Source organism: Enterobacter sp. 22452, from assembly GCF_052045065.1.
Classification (GTDB): Bacteria; Pseudomonadota; Gammaproteobacteria; order Enterobacterales; family Enterobacteriaceae; genus Enterobacter; species Enterobacter mori.
Genome location: NZ_JBQEOB010000001.1, coordinates 900,814 through 917,978 on the forward strand (window position 1 = coordinate 900,814; position 17,165 = coordinate 917,978).

The window sequence follows — 17,165 nt, forward strand, 5'->3', positions numbered from 1 at the left end:
AGAGACATTATGTTTTTAGTCGACTCACACTGCCATCTTGATGGTCTGGATTATCAATCTCTGCATAAAAACGTCGATGACGTGCTGGAAAAAGCCGCCGCCCGCGATGTCAAATTCTGTCTGGCCGTGGCAACCACGCTGCCGGGCTACCGCTCCATGCGCGAACTGGTTGGCGTTCGCGATAACGTCGTCTTCTCCTGCGGCGTTCATCCACTGAACCAGGATGAAGCGTATGACGTGGAAGATTTACGTCGTCTGGCGGCAGAAGAGGGTGTGGTGGCGATGGGTGAGACCGGGCTTGACTATTTTTACACGCCGGAAACTAAACCACGCCAGCAGGCGTCTTTCCGTCACCATATCCGCATTGGCCGCGAGCTGAACAAACCCGTCATTGTACATACCCGCGATGCGCGCGCCGATACGCTGGCGATCCTGCGGGAAGAAAAGGTGACGGATTGCGGTGGCGTACTACACTGTTTCACAGAAGACAGAGAAACGGCGGGCAAGCTGCTTGATTTGGGGTTTTATATCTCGTTTTCGGGGATCGTGACGTTCCGTAATGCTGAGCAGCTGCGTGATGCTGCGCGTTATGTTCCGCTCGATCGCATTCTGGTGGAAACAGACTCGCCGTATCTGGCACCGGTACCGCATCGCGGTAAAGAGAACCAGCCAGCGATGACGAGAGACGTGGCTGAGTATATGGCCGTTCTGAAGGGCGTCAGCATTGAAGAGCTGGCTCGTGCGACGACGGAAAATTTCTCCACGCTGTTCCACATCGACCCCGCCCGCCTGCAATCTGTCTGATACACCTGTTTTTTTTAGGCTCGTAATTAATATATAAAGCGAGTAAAGTTCACCGCCTCATTTAGGGCGGTGACGGTGTTTTTAGACACATCCAGACATGCTTTTTGTAAATATCTGAAAGTTTTTTGGCCGTCTTGAACTGAAACGTGATAGCCGTCAAACAAACTCAGAGGGAATTATTTTACTCTGCGTAATAAATAAAGGGCGCTTAGATGTCCTGTCCACGGCACGGTACTCCCCCCGGGCCAATGCGTGAAAGCGTAAAAAAAGCACAAATACTCAGGAGCACTCTCAATTATGTTTAAGAATGCATTTGCTAACCTGCAAAAGGTCGGTAAATCGCTGATGCTGCCAGTATCCGTACTGCCTATTGCAGGTATCCTGCTGGGCGTCGGTTCTGCTAACTTCAGCTGGCTGCCAGCCGTAGTTTCCCACGTGATGGCCGAAGCAGGCGGTTCTGTTTTTGCTAACATGCCGCTGATCTTCGCGATCGGTGTTGCTCTGGGCTTCACCAATAACGACGGTGTATCTGCACTGGCTGCAGTGGTTGCCTACGGCATCATGGTGAAAACCATGGCGGTGGTTGCGCCGCTGGTTCTGCATTTACCGGCTGAAGAGATCGCCGCGAAACACCTGGCGGACACCGGTGTTCTGGGCGGTATCATCTCCGGTGCGATTGCAGCGTATATGTTTAACCGCTTCTATCGCATCAAGCTGCCTGAGTATCTGGGCTTCTTCGCGGGCAAGCGTTTCGTTCCGATCATCTCTGGTCTGGCAGCGATTTTCACTGGTGTGATCCTGTCCTTCATCTGGCCACCAATCGGTTCCGCTATTCAGACCTTCTCTCAGTGGGCTGCTTACCAGAACCCGGTTGTGGCGTTCGGTATCTACGGCTTCATCGAGCGCTGCCTGGTACCATTTGGTCTGCACCACATCTGGAACGTTCCATTCCAGATGCAGATTGGTGAATTCACCAACGCAGCAGGTCAGGTATTCCACGGCGATATCCCACGCTACATGGCAGGCGACCCAACTGCAGGCAAACTGTCTGGTGGCTTCCTGTTCAAAATGTACGGTCTGCCGGCTGCTGCGATTGCAATCTGGCACTCTGCTAAACCAGAGAACCGTGCAAAAGTGGGCGGTATCATGATCTCCGCAGCGCTGACCTCGTTCCTGACCGGTATCACCGAGCCGATCGAGTTCTCCTTCATGTTCGTTGCGCCTATCCTGTACATCATCCACGCTGTACTGGCTGGCCTGGCGTTCCCAATCTGTATCCTGCTGGGTATGCGTGACGGTACGTCCTTCTCTCACGGTCTGATCGACTTCATCGTTCTGTCCGGTAACAGCAGCAAACTGTGGCTGTTCCCAATCGTGGGTGCGTGCTATGCCGTTGCTTACTACACCATCTTCCGCGTGCTGATCAAAGCACTGGACCTGAAAACTCCAGGTCGTGAAGATGCAACTGAAGACAGCAAAGCAGCCGTGACCAGCGAAATGGCTCCGGCACTGGTAGCCGCGTTCGGTGGTAAAGAGAACATCACTAACCTGGACGCGTGTATTACTCGTCTGCGTGTGAGCGTTGCCGATGTCGCAAAAGTTGACCAGCCGGGCCTGAAAAAATTGGGCGCAGCAGGTGTTGTTGTTGCAGGTTCTGGTGTTCAGGCAATCTTCGGTACCAAATCCGATAACCTGAAAACCGAAATGGATGAGTACATCCGCAACAACTAAGTTGTGATGTGGGGAGACTGAGGCAGCCGAATGGCTGCCTTTTTTATTTGTGCGGCCTGTTCAGCCCGGTGGCGGCTACGCCTTACCGGGCCTACGTGAAATGAATCGTCACCCGGCGAGAAGCGCGCACAAAAAAAGGAGCCATTCGGCTCCCTTTTAATACGTCTGAGCGATCAGAACTGATAGCTTGCGGTCACGCTCACGTTGCGCGGCTCACCGTAGACCAGTGAACCCTGAACGTTAGTGTCATAAGTCTTATCAAACAGGTTGTTCAGATTCCCCTGCAGAGAAAAGTTCTTCGTGACCTGATAGCGAGTGAAGAGATCAACCAGCGCATAGCTGCCTTGTTCGGCACGCCATGTACCGTAAGGTGTGGCAACGTCGCTGTAAACGCGGTTTTGCCAGTTAACACCGCCACCCACGGTCAGCGCAGGCATCGCTGGCAGACGGTAACTGGTGAACAGTTTAACCGTCGTGCGCGGCAGGTAAGGGTTAACGTCTTTACCGTCGCTGTCTTCAGCCAGGTAGCGCGTCGCGCCAAAGGTCATTTGCCAGTTGTCCGTCAGCGCGCCGTTAATTTCAAATTCAACGCCTTTACTTACTGTGCCGTCTACGCCTTCATAAGCGGTATCGGTTGACCCCTGAATCACGCGCCCCGTACTCTGCGCCACGTTATCCTGCTCGATGCGGAAGACAGAGAGCGTTGTGGTCAGTCGGCTGTTCATCCAGTCCGACTTCAGGCCCACTTCATAATTGTTGCCGGTGATTGGGTCGAGATACCTGCCGGTGCTGTCACGGTAGTTCTGTGGCTGGAAGATGGAGGTATAGCTGGCATAGGCGGACCAGTTATCATCAATGTCATAGACAAGACCCGCATACGGCGTGGTATGGTTTTTTTCCATACCATAAGTCATCGTGTCGACGCTCCAGTTCGTATAGCGGGCACCGAGAATCAAATGCAGAGGATCGGCCAACGAAATGCGCGTCGCGGCGTAGAGCGATTTCATATTCGTTTTGTCGTCCTGGGCCAGCGCCTGCGATCCCCAGTTTGTTTCCGGGAAATGGCCATCATAATCGTAGAAATTACCGAATTCGTCCGGATACACGTTCGCCCACGCGTTGGTGTAACGGTTCGTTTGACGACTGAAGCTGCCGCCGAACATCACGGTATGCTGGCGGCCAAACAGGTCATAGCCACCATCGGCAAACAGATCGACAGCATCGACCTTACGCTTCCCGCTGTTCCAGCCCGTCCCGCCGATGTAGCCGTAGTCCGGTCCATAATTCGAATAAGGCCCAACCAGCATGCCGGTTGATTTATCAACATAAGCGTCAAGGTACAGGGCTTTACTGTCGAATTTGGCCTCGGTATGGGTGGCATTCAGCGTGGCCTGCCAGGTGTCGGCAAAGCGTTGCTTGAAGGTGGCGAAAACTTTGTTGAACTCTTTGTCGTTATAGGCCCAGTCTGGCGCGGTGCTGTGGGCGCGATCGTAATGCCTTACGCTACCGTCCGTGTTCCAGCGCGGTAAGCCGCCCCAGGTCTGGTTGTTCACGTCAATGCGCTGATATTCGTAACCAGCCGAAAATGAGGTGGTATCGCCCAGGTCCGCATCAAGAATGCCGGAGAAGAACGTTTTCTTTTGATTGTAGTTGTCAAGCCAGGAGTCATTATCCTGATAGCCTGCCACGATGCGACCACGCACATTGCCATCGTCGGTTAACGGGCTTTGCAGATCCATGACGTAACGCTGTTTGTTCCAGCTGCCGTATTCCGCAGACAGATTGCCTTTGAACTCGCGGCTGGTGGCATGTTTACGCACCATGTTGATCGCTGCCGACGGGTTACCCGTGCCCGTCATCAAGCCGGTCGCCCCACGCACCACTTCCACGCGCTCAAACAGGGCGGTATCCGAGAGGGCATCCCCGAGGTTCCAGCGAGATTCGAAATAGGTGGGGATACCATCAATCATGTAGTTGTCGATCTCGAAACCACGTGAGTAATAGCTGCTGCGATCGGAGTCTGCGGTGTTTTTGCTGATCCCCATCGTGTTATCCATCACATCTCCCAGCGTTTGCAGCTGCTGATCTTCCATACGCTGTTCACTGACAATGGAGACTGACTGGGGGATATCGCGCTGGACCATCTGCATTTTGGTGCCGATGGTGGTGGTTTTGACGCTGTAATCCTGCTCTTCGCTGGACGCGTCTGGCTGGGAAGTACCGTCAACGACGAGTGTTTCCTCGTTTGGTGCGGCGAAACTTACGGTTGGCATCAGTGCCATAGCAATGCAGGCTGCCAGCAACGAAGGCGTTGCAACAGGCTGACGTTGCCCATCCCTGGTATGATTAATGAAAGACATCATCAAACCCTTAGTGAATGGTGAAGGTTGTATGCGTCAGTCCCTTAAGCGGGCTGGCGTCGTATTCTTTGTTAAAAACGCGCATGAAAATGCAAATGCGAAATATACGCATTGTTATTAGCACTGTAAACAGATGTTTCGGACGAAACTGAAATAATGTTTCAGAGGAATAATGTCGTCTGGCGGTCACTCTCCAGCCAGCTGGTGAGGGATCGGGAAAGAAATCGAGGGAGAAGGTTGAAAGGACAGGAGAAACTCGCTCATACTCTTGCGTTGTATCACACTGTCGTAAAGACTGTATGTGTGAATAGCGGACGCATCACGCCAGATTAATCAAAAAAGGAAAAGGTCATGGCCGAAGAAACGATTTTCAGTAAAATTATCCGCCGCGAAATCCCGTCGGATATCGTCTTTCAGGATGAGCTGGTGACGGCTTTTCGGGACATTTCACCTCAGGCGCCGACGCATATCCTTATCATTCCAAATATTCTGATTCCTACCGTCAATGATGTGAAAACCGAGCATGAAGTGGCGTTAGGCCGTATGCTAACGGTAGCCGCGAAAATTGCTGAGCAGGAAGGCATCGCTGAAGACGGCTATCGTTTGATCATGAACTGCAATCGCCACGGCGGTCAGGAAGTTTATCATATCCATATGCATCTTCTGGGTGGGCGACCACTGGGACCGATGCTGGCACATAAAGGTCTTTGACATGTTAACAGGGCGTATTGCAGCGCTGATGATAACGCTGGTGATAGCAGGGTGCAGTGCGCGTCCTGCGATCCCCGTCAGCGACGAACAGACGCTGGTGATGGAGTCCTCAGTCCTTGCTGCAGGCATTACGGCAGAGCAGCCTTCGCTGACCATTAGCGAAATCCAACCTTCTGCTTCCTCTACGCTCTATAACGAAAGACATGAGCCAGTGACGGTACATTACCGCTTCTACTGGTATGACGTAAGAGGTCTTGAAATGCATCCGCTTGAGGCGCCGCGTAGCGTGACCATTCCGGCAAGATCGTCGGTGACGCTCTATGGCAGCGCTAACTATTTGGGTGCGCATAAGGTGAGACTTTATCTTTATCTGTAAGGGGTGATCCTTGATTAAAAATATGAGCCGTTATGTGCTCTTAAGTGCGTTTGCACTTTTCCTCGCTGGGTGTGTGACGCGTACAGAACAGCCTGCGCCAGTGGATGAGGCGAAACCAGGTACGGAACAGCCGACACAGCCAACGCAGCCTGTGCCAACGGTGCCTTCTGTCCCGACCATTCCGGCGCAGCCTGGCCCAATTGAGCACCCGGACCAAACGTCACAGCCTGCGCCGCGCGTGCGTCACTATGACTGGAATGGCGCAATGCAGCCTATGGTGGGCAAAATGTTGCAGGCTCAGGGCGTGACGTCGGGAAGCGTACTGTTGGTGGATAGCGTAAATAACCGCACCAATGGTTCACTCAACGCGGGCGAAGCGACGGAAACGCTGCGTAATGCACTAGCAAACAACGGCAAATTTACCCTGGTCTCGACACAGCAGCTGGCAGTAGCTAAACAGCAGTTGGGCTTGTCGCCGCAGGATAGCCTGGGCTCGCGCAGCAAAGCGATAGGCATTGCGCGCAACGTTGGCGCTCAGTATGTCCTCTATTCTAACGCCACTGGTAATGTGAACACGCCTTCGCTGCAGATGCAGCTGATGCTGGTTCAGACAGGTGAAATAATCTGGTCAGGTAAAGGTGCCGTTACGCAACAATAACTGCACGCGTGACGAGATTCTGACGCGTTATTTTCCTCAGTATCGCCTTATCGCGCCGCAGGCCCATTCCGGGCTTGGCGGCGCGAGCTGCATCATTGAGCAGGGCGAACATCGGCTGGTGCTGCGACAGCATCACGATCTCTCTGCCCCTGCCTACCACTTTCGCCGACAGTTTCGTACGCTGAGGCGCTTGCCTGCGGATCTCGTGCCGAAGCCCTGTTTTTTTAGACAGGGCTGGATGGCGGTAGAGTATCTTGCGGGGGAGATCAAAAGCACGCTTCCGCATACTCCCACGCTCGCCGCGATGCTGTATCATCTTCACCGCCAGCCTTGCCTGGGATGGCGGGTCACGCTATTACCGCTGCTGGAAAAATACTGGCAGCAGGCCTCGCCCGACAGACGTACGCCATTCTGGCTTACGCAGCTTAAACGGATGCGAAAGCGAGGGGAACCGCAACCCTTACGGCTTTCTCCGTTGCATATGGACGTCCACGCCGGGAATATTGTACACACGCCCGCGGGAGCCAGGCTCATCGACTGGGAGTATGCCGGAGATGGCGACGTGGCGCTGGAACTGGCGGCGGTCTGGATGCCGGAAGATGCCTCTCGTGAGCAGCTTATACTGGCCTATGCCCGTGAAGCGCAGATGGATGCGTTGATGCTGATGCGGCAGGTCAGGCGGTGGCGACCCTGGGTATTCATGCTGATGGCGGGCTGGTTTGAAATGCGCTATCAGCAATCAAACGACAAACACTTTATTACGCTGGCAGATGACGTCTGGCGTCAGTTACAAACTAAAGGATAAGAGAGGTTCGTGTGGGTCCAGTCATGTTGGATGTCGAAGGGTTTGAGCTGGATGCGGAGGAGCGCGACATTCTGGCGCATCCGCTGGTAGGGGGGCTGATTCTGTTTACCCGCAACTACCACGATCCGGCGCAATTGCGCGAACTGGTTCGTCAGATCCGCGCGGCGTCCCGTAACCATCTGGTGGTCGCGGTGGATCAGGAAGGCGGGCGCGTGCAGCGCTTCCGCGAGGGGTTCACCCGCTTGCCTGCCGCACAATCTTTTGCTGCGCTACTGGGTACAGAAGAGGGCGGTAAACTGGCGCAGGATGCTGGCTGGCTGATGGCGAGCGAAATGATTGCGATGGATATCGACATCAGCTTTGCTCCCGTTCTGGATGTGGGCCATATCAGCGCGGCGATTGGCGAGCGTTCATACCATGAAGATCCGCGCATTGCGCTGGCAATAGCCACCCGTTTTATCGACGGCATGCACGCAGCAGGCATGAAAACCACCGGCAAACACTTCCCGGGACATGGCGCAGTGACGGCCGATTCTCACAAAGAGACGCCGCGCGATCCGCGTCCGGAAGCGGAAATCCGTGCCAAAGATATGTCGGTGTTCCGTTCGCTTATCACCGATAACAAGCTTGATGCCATCATGCCTGCACACGTGATTTACAGCGATGTCGATCCGCGCCCGGCCAGCGGTTCACCGCACTGGCTGAAAACGGTGCTGCGTCAGGAGCTCGGTTTTAACGGCGTAATTTTCTCCGACGATCTGTCGATGGAAGGGGCGGCAATTATGGGCAGCTACGCGGAGCGCGGGCAGGCATCCCTGGACGCAGGTTGCGATATGATCCTCGTCTGCAATAATCGTAAAGGGGCCGTCAGCGTGTTGGATAACCTGTCGCCGATCAAAGCAGAGCGTGTTACACAATTGTATCATAAAGGCTCATTTAGCCGTCAGGAGCTGATGGATTCGGCGCGCTGGAAGACGGTCAACGCCCAGCTTGAAGCACTGAATGAGCGCTGGCAGGCACATAAAGCCAGCCTGTAAACCCTCCCGGAAGGCGTAGCGTGGTGAGAAGACAATGATCATCTATTTACACGGTTTTGACTCAAACAGTCCTGGTAATCATGAGAAGGTGCTGCAGCTGCAGTTTATCGACCCGGATGTACGGCTGATCAGTTACAGCACGCGTCATCCGAAGCATGATATGCAGCATCTGCTCAAGGAAGTGGACAAGATGTTACAGCTCAATGTCGATGAACGTCCGCTGATCTGCGGCGTGGGGCTGGGGGGCTACTGGGCCGAACGCATTGGCTTCCTGTGCGATATCCGCCAGGTCGTTTTCAATCCCAACCTGTTCCCGAACGAGAACATGGAAGGCAAAATTGACCGCCCGGAAGAGTATGTCGACATTGCCACCAAGTGCGTGAGTAACTTCCGTGAGAAAAACCGCGATCGCTGTTTAGTGATCCTCTCGCGCCAGGATGAGGCACTGAACAGCAGCCGGGCGGCAGAACTGCTGCATCATTACTATGAAATTGTCTGGGACGAGGAACAGACCCACAAATTCAAGAATATCTCCCCGCATCTGCAGCGCATCAAAGCCTTCAAAACGCTGGGCTAAGCCACAGCCTGCCACCCGAAACCCGGTACGCCTTTGCGACCGGGTTTCTTTTTGTCCAGAATTGTCTACTTTTAAGCCATCAAAACTTGATGCATATCAATTTTGGTATGACCAATGCGCCTGACGTGTTATTCTCAATTCACCTGAATGGTTTCAGTGCTGTAACCTGTTGTTAATTAAGGGTTATTTTTATAACTTTTACTTAACAATTGGTTAATAATTTGAGGGGGTCACGTTGACTACGCCATTGAAAAAGATAGTGATTGTAGGCGGTGGTGCTGGCGGGCTGGAGCTGGCCACACAGCTGGGTAAAAAGCTGGGTCGCGGCAAAAAAGCCAAAATTACGCTGGTGGATCGCAACCATAGCCACCTGTGGAAACCGCTGCTGCATGAAGTGGCGACCGGTTCGCTGGATGAGGGCGTCGATGCGCTGAGCTATCTGGCGCATGCGCGCAATCACCATTTCCAGTTCCAGCTGGGATCCGTGGTGGATATCAACCGTGAAAGCAAAACCATTACACTGGCCGAACTGCGTGATGAAAAAGGCGAACTGCTGGTTCCTGAACGCAAACTGGCGTATGACACGCTGGTCATGGCGCTGGGCAGTACCTCTAACGACTTCAATACGCCGGGCGTGAAAGAGCACTGTATCTTCCTCGATAACCCGCACCAGGCGCGTCGTTTCCATCAGGAAATGCTAAACCTGTTCCTGAAGTACACCAGCAATATGGGTGCCAATGGCAAGGTGAACATTGCCATTGTCGGCGGCGGCGCGACGGGCGTTGAGCTGTCTGCGGAGCTGCACAACGCGGTGAAACAGCTGCACAGCTACGGTTATAAAGGGCTGACTAACGAAGCGCTGAACGTGACGCTGGTTGAAGCCGGTGAACGCATTCTGCCTGCACTGCCGCCACGTATTTCCGGTGCGGCGCACAATGAGCTCACCAAACTGGGCGTGCGGGTGCTGACGCAGACCATGGTGACCAGCGCTGACGAAGGCGGCCTGCATACTAAGGACGGCGAGTATATCCAGGCGGATCTGATGGTCTGGGCGGCGGGTATTAAAGCGCCTGATTTCATGAAAGAGATCGGCGGGCTGGAAACCAACCGCATTAACCAGCTGGTGACAGAGCCGACGCTGCAAACCACCCGCGATCCGGAGATCTTCGCTATTGGTGACTGTGCATCCTGCGCGCGCCCTGAAGGTGGGTTCGTGCCGCCGCGCGCTCAGGCCGCTCACCAGATGGCGAGTCTGGTGCTGCACAACATCCTGGCGCAGTACAAAGGGAAGCCGATGAAGTCGTATGTCTATAAAGACCACGGTTCGCTGGTGTCACTGTCTAACTTTTCTACCGTGGGTAGCCTGATGGGTAACCTGATGCGCGGCTCCATGATGGTAGAAGGGCGGATTGCACGCTTCGTGTATATCTCCCTTTACCGTATGCATCAGATTGCACTGCACGGCTACTTCAAAACCGGTCTGATGATGCTGGTCGGCCGAATCAACCGCGTGATCCGTCCACGACTGAAGCTGCACTGATATTTCTCTCCCTCCGGGCCATCCGGAGGGATTTTTTAGCATTTCATGCTGTACATCACACTTTGCGTGCTTAAGAGTTCTCTCAAACACGATATATCTCCCCCAGACGCCCATTTTTTAATCCTTTGTCTTATTGGCGAGGACTGACCCCTGTTGCAAAATAGTTTCCAATAGCAACAAAGGAGGAAGTCCCGTGAATAAATCAATGTTGGCGGGTATAGGGATTGGCGTCGCTGCTGCGCTAGGTGTGGCTGCCGTAGCCGGTCTCAACGTACTTGATCGTGGCCCGCAGTATGCGCAGGTCGTTTCCGCTACCCCGATTAAAGAAACCGTGAAAACCCCTCGTCAGGAGTGCCGTAACGTCTCCGTGACTCACCGTCGTCCGGTGCAGGATGAAAACCGCATTGCCGGTTCAGTTCTCGGTGCCGTAGCCGGTGGCGTGATTGGTCATCAGTTTGGTGGCGGGCGAGGCAAAGATGTGGCGACGGTCGTGGGTGCGCTGGGTGGCGGCTATGCCGGTAATCAGGTGCAGGGCGCAATGCAGGACAACGACACCTACACCACCACGCAGCAGCGCTGCAAAACTGTTTATGACAAGTCCGAAAAAATGCTGGGCTATGACGTAACCTACAAAATTGGCGACCAGCAGGGCAAAATCCGCATGGATAAAGACCCTGGCACCCAGATCCCTCTGGACAACAATGGTCAGCTGGTACTGAACAACAAAGTGTAAAAAAGATGTTCTCTGAACTTAGCTCCTCATGCGCTCAGGCTGAGGAGCTTTTTTTTGCCTTAAAGTTTAAGCAGTTCAGGCCACAGACGCAGCGTGGTTTGCGTAATACTCTGCAGTTTTTCAAGCGTAGCCCCTTCACGGGCGCTGATGGACATACCCTGTAAAATACAGCTCAGGTATTGCGCCAGCTCCTGCGGGCGGCAATGCGGCGGGATTTCACCGCGCTGCTGCCGCTGGGCCAGAAACGTACTTAACGTCTCCTCCTGCATGGCATGGCGTGATTTCACCGTATTGGCAATCTCTTTCGACGAAGCAGCAAGCGTGGCGGAGGTGTTGATCATAAAGCAGCCCGCGGGTGTGTCTTTGCTGGTAAAGCAGGTCGCGACGGCGCAGAAATAGTCCTGCAACGCCTGTTCAACGCTTTTTTCTTCGCAAAAAAGCTGCGCTTCGTGTTTTGCCGCAAAGCGCGAGATGTATCTGTCCAGCACTGCCCTGAACAGCCCCTCTTTGTTAGTAAATTCCGCATACAGCGTGGGTGCCTTGGCGCCGGTCGCTTCTACCAGATCGGAAAGCGAGGTCGCTTCGTATCCATGCTGCCAGAAGAGTGTCATGGCCTTATCGAGCGCCGCATCCCTGTCGAACACTTTTGGTCGGCCACGGCTTTTCTTTGCGCAACTCGTGACTTCGGTTGTCATTTGCCGTTGGTCCTCAGTTGGTTTGTTGAATGACCATTATAAAAATAAACCCATCCCGCGACCAGCGTAGTTTGCTTAAAAATAAATTAATCATATGGGTATGAAAATTAACGAAAATAAAATTAATTTAACGGTCGTTATAAAAATATGTTGACGTGTGAGCTGGATCACATCTATCATTTACCTATCGATCGTTAAGTAAATAACTTGCGACGCCCAATTCATCTGCCTAAAGGTAAAAATCATGAAAAACGTAAAAACCCTGATCGCTGCTGCTGTACTTAGCTCACTCTCTTTCGCAAGCTTCGCCGCTGTAGAAGTTCAATCTACTCCTGCTGACCAACAAAAAGTGGGTACCATCTCTGCAAACGCGGGGACAAACCTGGGCTCTCTGGAAGATCAACTGGCGCAGAAAGCGGATGAGATGGGTGCGAAATCGTTCCGTATCACCTCAGTGACCGGCCCTAACACCCTGCACGGTACTGCTGTTATCTATAAATAAGCCTGGCTAAACCCTCATTTATGCCACTGCTATAAAAAACGCCCTGCATTTGCAGGGCGTTTTTTTTGATACTTACATTGACTGCGGAGTGACATTTCCATGTCGCGTGACGTCAATTGGCATTCCTGACCGGGCTTCCATCGCGCGCTCCATTACCACGCTATCGGTGTTCGTATTCGATTTAAAGCTCACCATCGCGGCATTCAGTGGAATAGGCAGCGTCTGCGGATCGTCACCGAGGTGTTTTGATAATGGCTGGTGAATTTCGACCAACCGTACGCCACCGGGCTCTTCCGAGGCCTTAATCGGTGTATTGATAATATTCACTTTTGTGCCCGGCGTAATCACGCTATAGAGCGTCTTGATGTCGTCATCGCGCAGACGAATACAGCCGGAGCTGACGCGCATACCGATGCCGAAATCCGCATTCGTTCCATGCAGCAGATAAACCCCACCATATGCCGCGAGGCGGATCGCGTGATGACCCATTGGGTTGTCCGGGCCCGCTGGCACGACGGTGGGCAGATCGATACCCTGAGCTTTATAGCGTGCGCGAATATTTGCCGTGGGTGTCCAGGTTGGGTTAGCACGTTTATCCGACACGGTAGTGACCATGGTTGGCGTCAGTGTGTCCCCGCCCAGCTGGCCGATACCGATTGGATAAACGGTCACTTCTTTTTTACCCGGCGGATAATAGTAAAGTCGAAGCTCGGCAAGGTTAATCACGATCCCCTGTCGCGGTGCATCAGGAAGAATGGTCTGAAGCGGGATGGTCAGCACGCTGCCAGCGCGCGGCACGTAAGGATCGACACCGGGGTTGGCCTGCAGCAAGGCCAGAAAGCCGACGTTATATTTTTTGGCAATGGCCTCCAGCGAACCCCCGTTATCTTCAACAACATGAAAACGGTTTTGCCCGACAACGTTGCTGCCAGGGGGGGGAAGGGGCCAGGTGTTTGCGCGTGCAGGCAGCGCAACGGCTACCGTAGCGGCAAGCGCAAGCAGGGTGATCCAGCGAGTTAAACGCGAAGCGGTCATTATCATAATCCCTATAAATGATAAGGTTATTGTTTTATAAAGGGTTAATGATAATTATGGCGAAGAGGTGTGTCGGGAAGATCGGGTGAAGTGCAAAGAGTTTGTAAATTCTCCCCCGTCAGCCAGGCGCTAACGGGGGAGAAGATTACGCGATAGCGTTCTCTTCAAGCTGGCGCATAAAGTTGCGCACCCAGTCCATGCGGGTTTTGCGTTCTGTCAGTTCCTGAGTAAAACGCAGACGCGTCGGGCCGTCCAGGCGGAAGTGCTGCGGCTGTTTTTGCAGCAAACCAATCAACCACATCGGATCGACATGGTTTTTTTCCGCGAACTCAATCACGCCGCCTTTTTCATTCCCTTCGAGCTTACGAATGCCCAGCTTTTGCGCCTGCTGACGGAGTCGCGCGATATCCAGCAGATTTCGCGCGGCATCCGGCAGCAGCCCGAAGCGGTCGATCAGCTCCACCTTAATCTCTTCCAGCTCGTTTTCTTTTTTCGCGCTGGCGATACGTTTGTAGAATGACAGACGGGTATTCACATCAGGAATGAAATCATCCGGCAGCAGGGAAGGCATACGCAATTCCACCTCGGTCTGCTGGCTGGTCAAATCTTCCAGCGACGGCTCACGTCCGGCCTTCAGCGCATCGACGGCATTTTCCAGCAGTTCCATATAGAGCGAGAAGCCGATGGTCTCCATCGAGCCGCTCTGGTCTTCACCCAGCAGTTCACCGGCACCGCGGATCTCAAGATCGTGTGTCGCCAGCGCAAAGCCTGCGCCAAGGTCTTCCAGTGAGGCGATGGCTTCCAGACGCTTTTGCGCGTCGGTGGTCATCGCTTTCGGATGCGGCGTCAGCAGCCAGGCGTAGGCCTGATGGTGCGAACGCCCGACGCGACCGCGCAGCTGGTGCAGCTGCGCCAGACCAAAGTGATCCGCGCGTTCGATAATAATCGTGTTCGCGGTCGGGATATCAATACCGGTTTCAATGATGGTGGTACACACCAGCACGTTGAAGCGCTGGTGGTGAAAATCATTCATCACCCGCTCCAGCTCGCGCTCGCGCATCTGCCCGTGACCGATAGCGATACGCGCTTCCGGCACCAGCTCCGCCAGCCTGTCCGCCGCTTTTTGAATGTTCTCCACGTCGTTGTAGAGGTAGTACACCTGGCCGCCGCGCAGCACTTCACGCAGGATCGCTTCGCGCACCACCAGATTGTCATACTCGCGGACAAAGGTTTTTACCGCCAGACGGCGCGCCGGTGGCGTGGCGATAATCGACAGATCGCGCATGCCGCTCATCGCCATGTTCAGCGTACGCGGGATAGGCGTTGCGGTCAGGGTCAGTATGTCGACGTCGGCACGCATCGCTTTGATGCGCTCCTTATGGCGCACCCCGAAGCGGTGCTCTTCGTCGACAATCAGCAGCCCCAGATCTTTCCACTTCACATCGCTTTGCAGCAGCTTGTGGGTGCCGATCAGAATATCGATTTTACCTTCACTTGCCTGTTCCAGAATTTGCGTCTGCTCTTTAGCACTGCGAAAACGCGACAGCATCTCGATACGCACTGGCCAGTTGGCAAAGCGGTCGCGGAAGTTGTCGAAGTGCTGCTGGGCAAGCAGGGTAGTAGGCACCAGCACCGCCACCTGCTTGTTGTTCTCCACGGCCAGGAAGGCGGCGCGCATGGCGACTTCAGTTTTACCGAAGCCCACATCACCGCACACTAAGCGGTCCATCGCCAGCGGCTGGCACATGTCGCTCAGCACCGCGTTAATGGCCTGCGCCTGATCCGGCGTGGTTTCAAACGGGAAGCTGTCGCAGAACAGCTGATACTGCTCTTTATCATGCTTAAACGCATAACCTTCTTTGGCCGCGCGCTGGGCATAGATGTCCAGCAGCTCAGCCGCCACGTCGCGAACTTTTTCCGCCGCCTTCTGGCGCGCGCGCGCCCAAGCGTCGCCGCCCAGCTTGTGTAGCGGTGCATTATCTTCGGCACCGCCTGCATAGCGGCTGATCAGGTGCAGGGACGAGACCGGCACATAGAGTTTGGCGTCGTTGGCGTAGGTCAGCATCAGGTATTCGCCTTTGATGCCGCCCGCTTCAAGGGTGGTCATCCCCTGGTAGCGGCCGACGCCGTGCTCGAGGTGAACAATCGGCTGGCCCGGATGCAGTTCGGCCAGGTTACGGATCAGCGTGTCCGGGTTGATGGTGCGACGGCTATCCTGACGACGGCGCGCCACGCGCTCGCCGAGAAGGTCGCTTTCGCAAATTAGCGCCAGGTTGTTGAGCGTGTCGATAAACCCATGCTCAGCGGCACCGATCATCAGATAGCGGCCCGTTCCGGTGGCATCGTCCAGCCGCAAAATGCGCTTTGGTGCGATCTTGATGCGGCCAAGCAGTTCGCCTAACGCTTCGCGACGACCTTCGCTCTCAACGGAGAACACCACCGGCCCGGTAAAGGATTCCAGGAACTTGCGCAGATTGTCCAGCGGGGATTTTTGCTGCGCCTGAACGGAGAGGTCCGGCAGCGTTTGGAACGCCAGGTTGGTATTGGCCGCTTTATCCGCGAGCGAGTCGGTTCTGAGCTGCATGCGCGGCCAGCGCTTCAGTTCGGCGTTGAGCTCGTCGGTGCGCAGCCAAAGCGTTTCCGGCGGCAACAGCGGACGCATCGGATCCACGCCACGGTTTTCGAAGCGAGCGCGGGTTTCACTTTCAAAGCGGCTGGCGCTGGCCTCGATATCCCCGGTGTTTACAATCAGCGTGTTCGCCGGGAAATAGCTGAACAGCGCGGGTAGCGGCTCGTTGAAGAACAGGGGCTGCCAGTATTCGATCCCGGCAGGCAGCGTGCCTTTGCTGACCTGCTGATAAATGTGCTCGGCATCGCGCTTCACGTCGAACCTGTCGCGCCACTGGCTGCGGAACAGCTCGATAGCGGTTTTGTCCGTCGGGAATTCGTGTGCGGGCAGCAGGTTGATGGATTCCACTTCTTCCAGCGTGCGCTGCGTGTCGGCGTCGAACACGCGCAGGCTGTCGATTTCATCATCAAAGAAATCCAGGCGGTACGGCTGGTCGCTGCCCATTGGGTAAAGATCGAGCAGCGCGCCGCGGGTGGCGTATTCCCCGTGCTCCATCACCTGATCGACATGGCGATAACCGGCACCGTCAAGCTGCGCGCGCAGGGCATCACGCGACAGGCGCTGGCCTTTTTTCATCACCAGCGCGTGGCCGTGAAGATAGCTGTGCGGGCAGACGCGCTGCATCAGCGTATTGACCGGCACAATTAACACGCCGCGCTGCATGGTCGGAAGCTGATACAGCGTTGACAGGCGTGAAGAGATGATCTCCTGATGCGGGGAGAAGCTGTCATACGGCAGCGTTTCCCAGTCGGCCAGGCTGGACACCAGGCTATCGGTAAATTGACGGATTTCGTCATGCAGGCGCAGGGCATTTTGCATATCCGGGGCAACCAGCACCACCGGGCCGGGATGGCGCTCAGCGATTTCTGCCACCAGCGTGGCGCACGCCGCGCCCGTGAGTTCGCCCAGCTGGCGTTGGTCGCCTGCTTTAACAGGCAAGGTAAAGCGATAGTGTTCAGGCATGGCTATGTC

Annotated in this window: 15 protein-coding genes; 11 read left to right on the top strand and 4 right to left on the bottom strand. The window is 54.7% G+C overall.

Annotation, left to right across the window (positions count from 1 at the left end; genetic code table 11):
* Positions 1 to 9 precede the first annotated feature (9 nt).
* Both ACTJJA_RS04330 and ptsG read left to right on the top strand, forming a co-directional pair.
* The gene (locus tag ACTJJA_RS04330; protein WP_211446001.1) at positions 10 to 804 is read left to right on the top strand and encodes a metal-dependent hydrolase; all 795 of its coding nucleotides are present in this window, start codon (positions 10 to 12) and stop codon (positions 802 to 804) included.
* A gap of 297 nt (positions 805 to 1,101) precedes the next feature.
* Positions 1,102 to 2,535 carry a PTS glucose transporter subunit IIBC gene (ptsG, locus tag ACTJJA_RS04335; protein ID WP_440666375.1) on the top strand — a complete coding sequence of 478 codons (1,434 nt, stop codon included), beginning with the start codon at positions 1,102 to 1,104 and terminating at the stop codon, positions 2,533 to 2,535.
* A 173-nt stretch (positions 2,536 to 2,708) separates the two neighbouring features.
* On the opposite strand, the gene fhuE is transcribed toward ptsG, so the two are convergent.
* Positions 2,709 to 4,895, bottom strand: a complete 2,187-nt coding sequence (gene fhuE / locus ACTJJA_RS04340; RefSeq protein ID WP_253179104.1) for a ferric-rhodotorulic acid/ferric-coprogen receptor FhuE — start codon at positions 4,893 to 4,895, stop codon at positions 2,709 to 2,711.
* Between the two features lie 351 nt (positions 4,896 to 5,246).
* On the opposite strand from fhuE, the gene hinT reads away from it, so the two are divergent.
* From hinT to ACTJJA_RS04380, 8 genes are all read left to right on the top strand, one after another.
* Positions 5,247 to 5,606 (top strand): purine nucleoside phosphoramidase, encoded by a 360-nt coding sequence (hinT, locus tag ACTJJA_RS04345; RefSeq protein ID WP_010429724.1) that lies wholly within the window; start codon positions 5,247 to 5,249, stop codon positions 5,604 to 5,606.
* Between the two features lies 1 nt (position 5,607).
* A complete protein-coding gene (locus ACTJJA_RS04350) occupies positions 5,608 to 5,982 on the top strand; it encodes a YcfL family protein (protein ID WP_100167031.1) in 375 nt (124 codons plus the stop codon).
* Positions 5,983 to 5,992: 10 nt separating this feature from the next.
* On the top strand, positions 5,993 to 6,640 hold the full coding sequence (gene lpoB, locus ACTJJA_RS04355) for a penicillin-binding protein activator LpoB (RefSeq protein ID WP_440666378.1): 648 nt from the start codon (positions 5,993 to 5,995) through the stop codon (positions 6,638 to 6,640).
* Positions 6,621 to 7,445 (top strand): thiamine kinase, encoded by an 825-nt coding sequence (gene thiK, locus ACTJJA_RS04360; RefSeq protein ID WP_440666380.1) that lies wholly within the window; start codon positions 6,621 to 6,623, stop codon positions 7,443 to 7,445. Before lpoB ends, thiK begins: the two co-directional genes overlap by 20 nt.
* Before the next feature lie 11 nt (positions 7,446 to 7,456).
* Positions 7,457 to 8,482, top strand: coding sequence for a beta-N-acetylhexosaminidase (nagZ, locus tag ACTJJA_RS04365; RefSeq protein ID WP_089599889.1), 1,026 nt, complete (start codon positions 7,457 to 7,459; stop codon positions 8,480 to 8,482).
* A 34-nt stretch (positions 8,483 to 8,516) separates the two neighbouring features.
* The gene (ycfP, locus tag ACTJJA_RS04370) at positions 8,517 to 9,059 is read left to right on the top strand and encodes an alpha/beta hydrolase YcfP (protein ID WP_089599890.1); all 543 of its coding nucleotides are present in this window, start codon (positions 8,517 to 8,519) and stop codon (positions 9,057 to 9,059) included.
* A 235-nt stretch (positions 9,060 to 9,294) separates the two neighbouring features.
* Positions 9,295 to 10,599: an NAD(P)/FAD-dependent oxidoreductase gene (locus ACTJJA_RS04375; RefSeq protein ID WP_420985176.1), complete on the top strand. Its 1,305-nt coding sequence runs from the start codon at positions 9,295 to 9,297 to the stop codon at positions 10,597 to 10,599.
* A gap of 193 nt (positions 10,600 to 10,792) precedes the next feature.
* Positions 10,793 to 11,332: a glycine zipper 2TM domain-containing protein gene (locus ACTJJA_RS04380; RefSeq protein WP_029485037.1), complete on the top strand. Its 540-nt coding sequence runs from the start codon at positions 10,793 to 10,795 to the stop codon at positions 11,330 to 11,332.
* A gap of 59 nt (positions 11,333 to 11,391) precedes the next feature.
* On the opposite strand, the gene comR is transcribed toward ACTJJA_RS04380, so the two are convergent.
* Positions 11,392 to 12,027, bottom strand: coding sequence for a TetR family copper-responsive transcriptional repressor ComR (gene comR / locus ACTJJA_RS04385; protein ID WP_440666383.1), 636 nt, complete (start codon positions 12,025 to 12,027; stop codon positions 11,392 to 11,394).
* Between the two features lie 244 nt (positions 12,028 to 12,271).
* Between comR and bhsA the strand changes: the two genes are divergently transcribed.
* A complete protein-coding gene (gene bhsA / locus ACTJJA_RS04390; protein ID WP_006174713.1) occupies positions 12,272 to 12,529 on the top strand; it encodes a multiple stress resistance protein BhsA in 258 nt (85 codons plus the stop codon).
* 72 nt (positions 12,530 to 12,601) lie between these two features.
* Here the strand turns inward: bhsA and ldtC are convergent, their stop codons facing one another.
* Together ldtC and mfd are read right to left on the bottom strand one after the other, a co-directional pair.
* Positions 12,602 to 13,567: a L,D-transpeptidase LdtC gene (gene ldtC / locus ACTJJA_RS04395; RefSeq protein WP_029485038.1), complete on the bottom strand. Its 966-nt coding sequence runs from the start codon at positions 13,565 to 13,567 to the stop codon at positions 12,602 to 12,604.
* Between the two features lie 142 nt (positions 13,568 to 13,709).
* Complete coding sequence (gene mfd / locus ACTJJA_RS04400; RefSeq protein ID WP_089599893.1) at positions 13,710 to 17,156, bottom strand: transcription-repair coupling factor; 3,447 nt, start codon at positions 17,154 to 17,156, stop codon at positions 13,710 to 13,712.
* Positions 17,157 to 17,165: the final 9 nt, after the last annotated feature.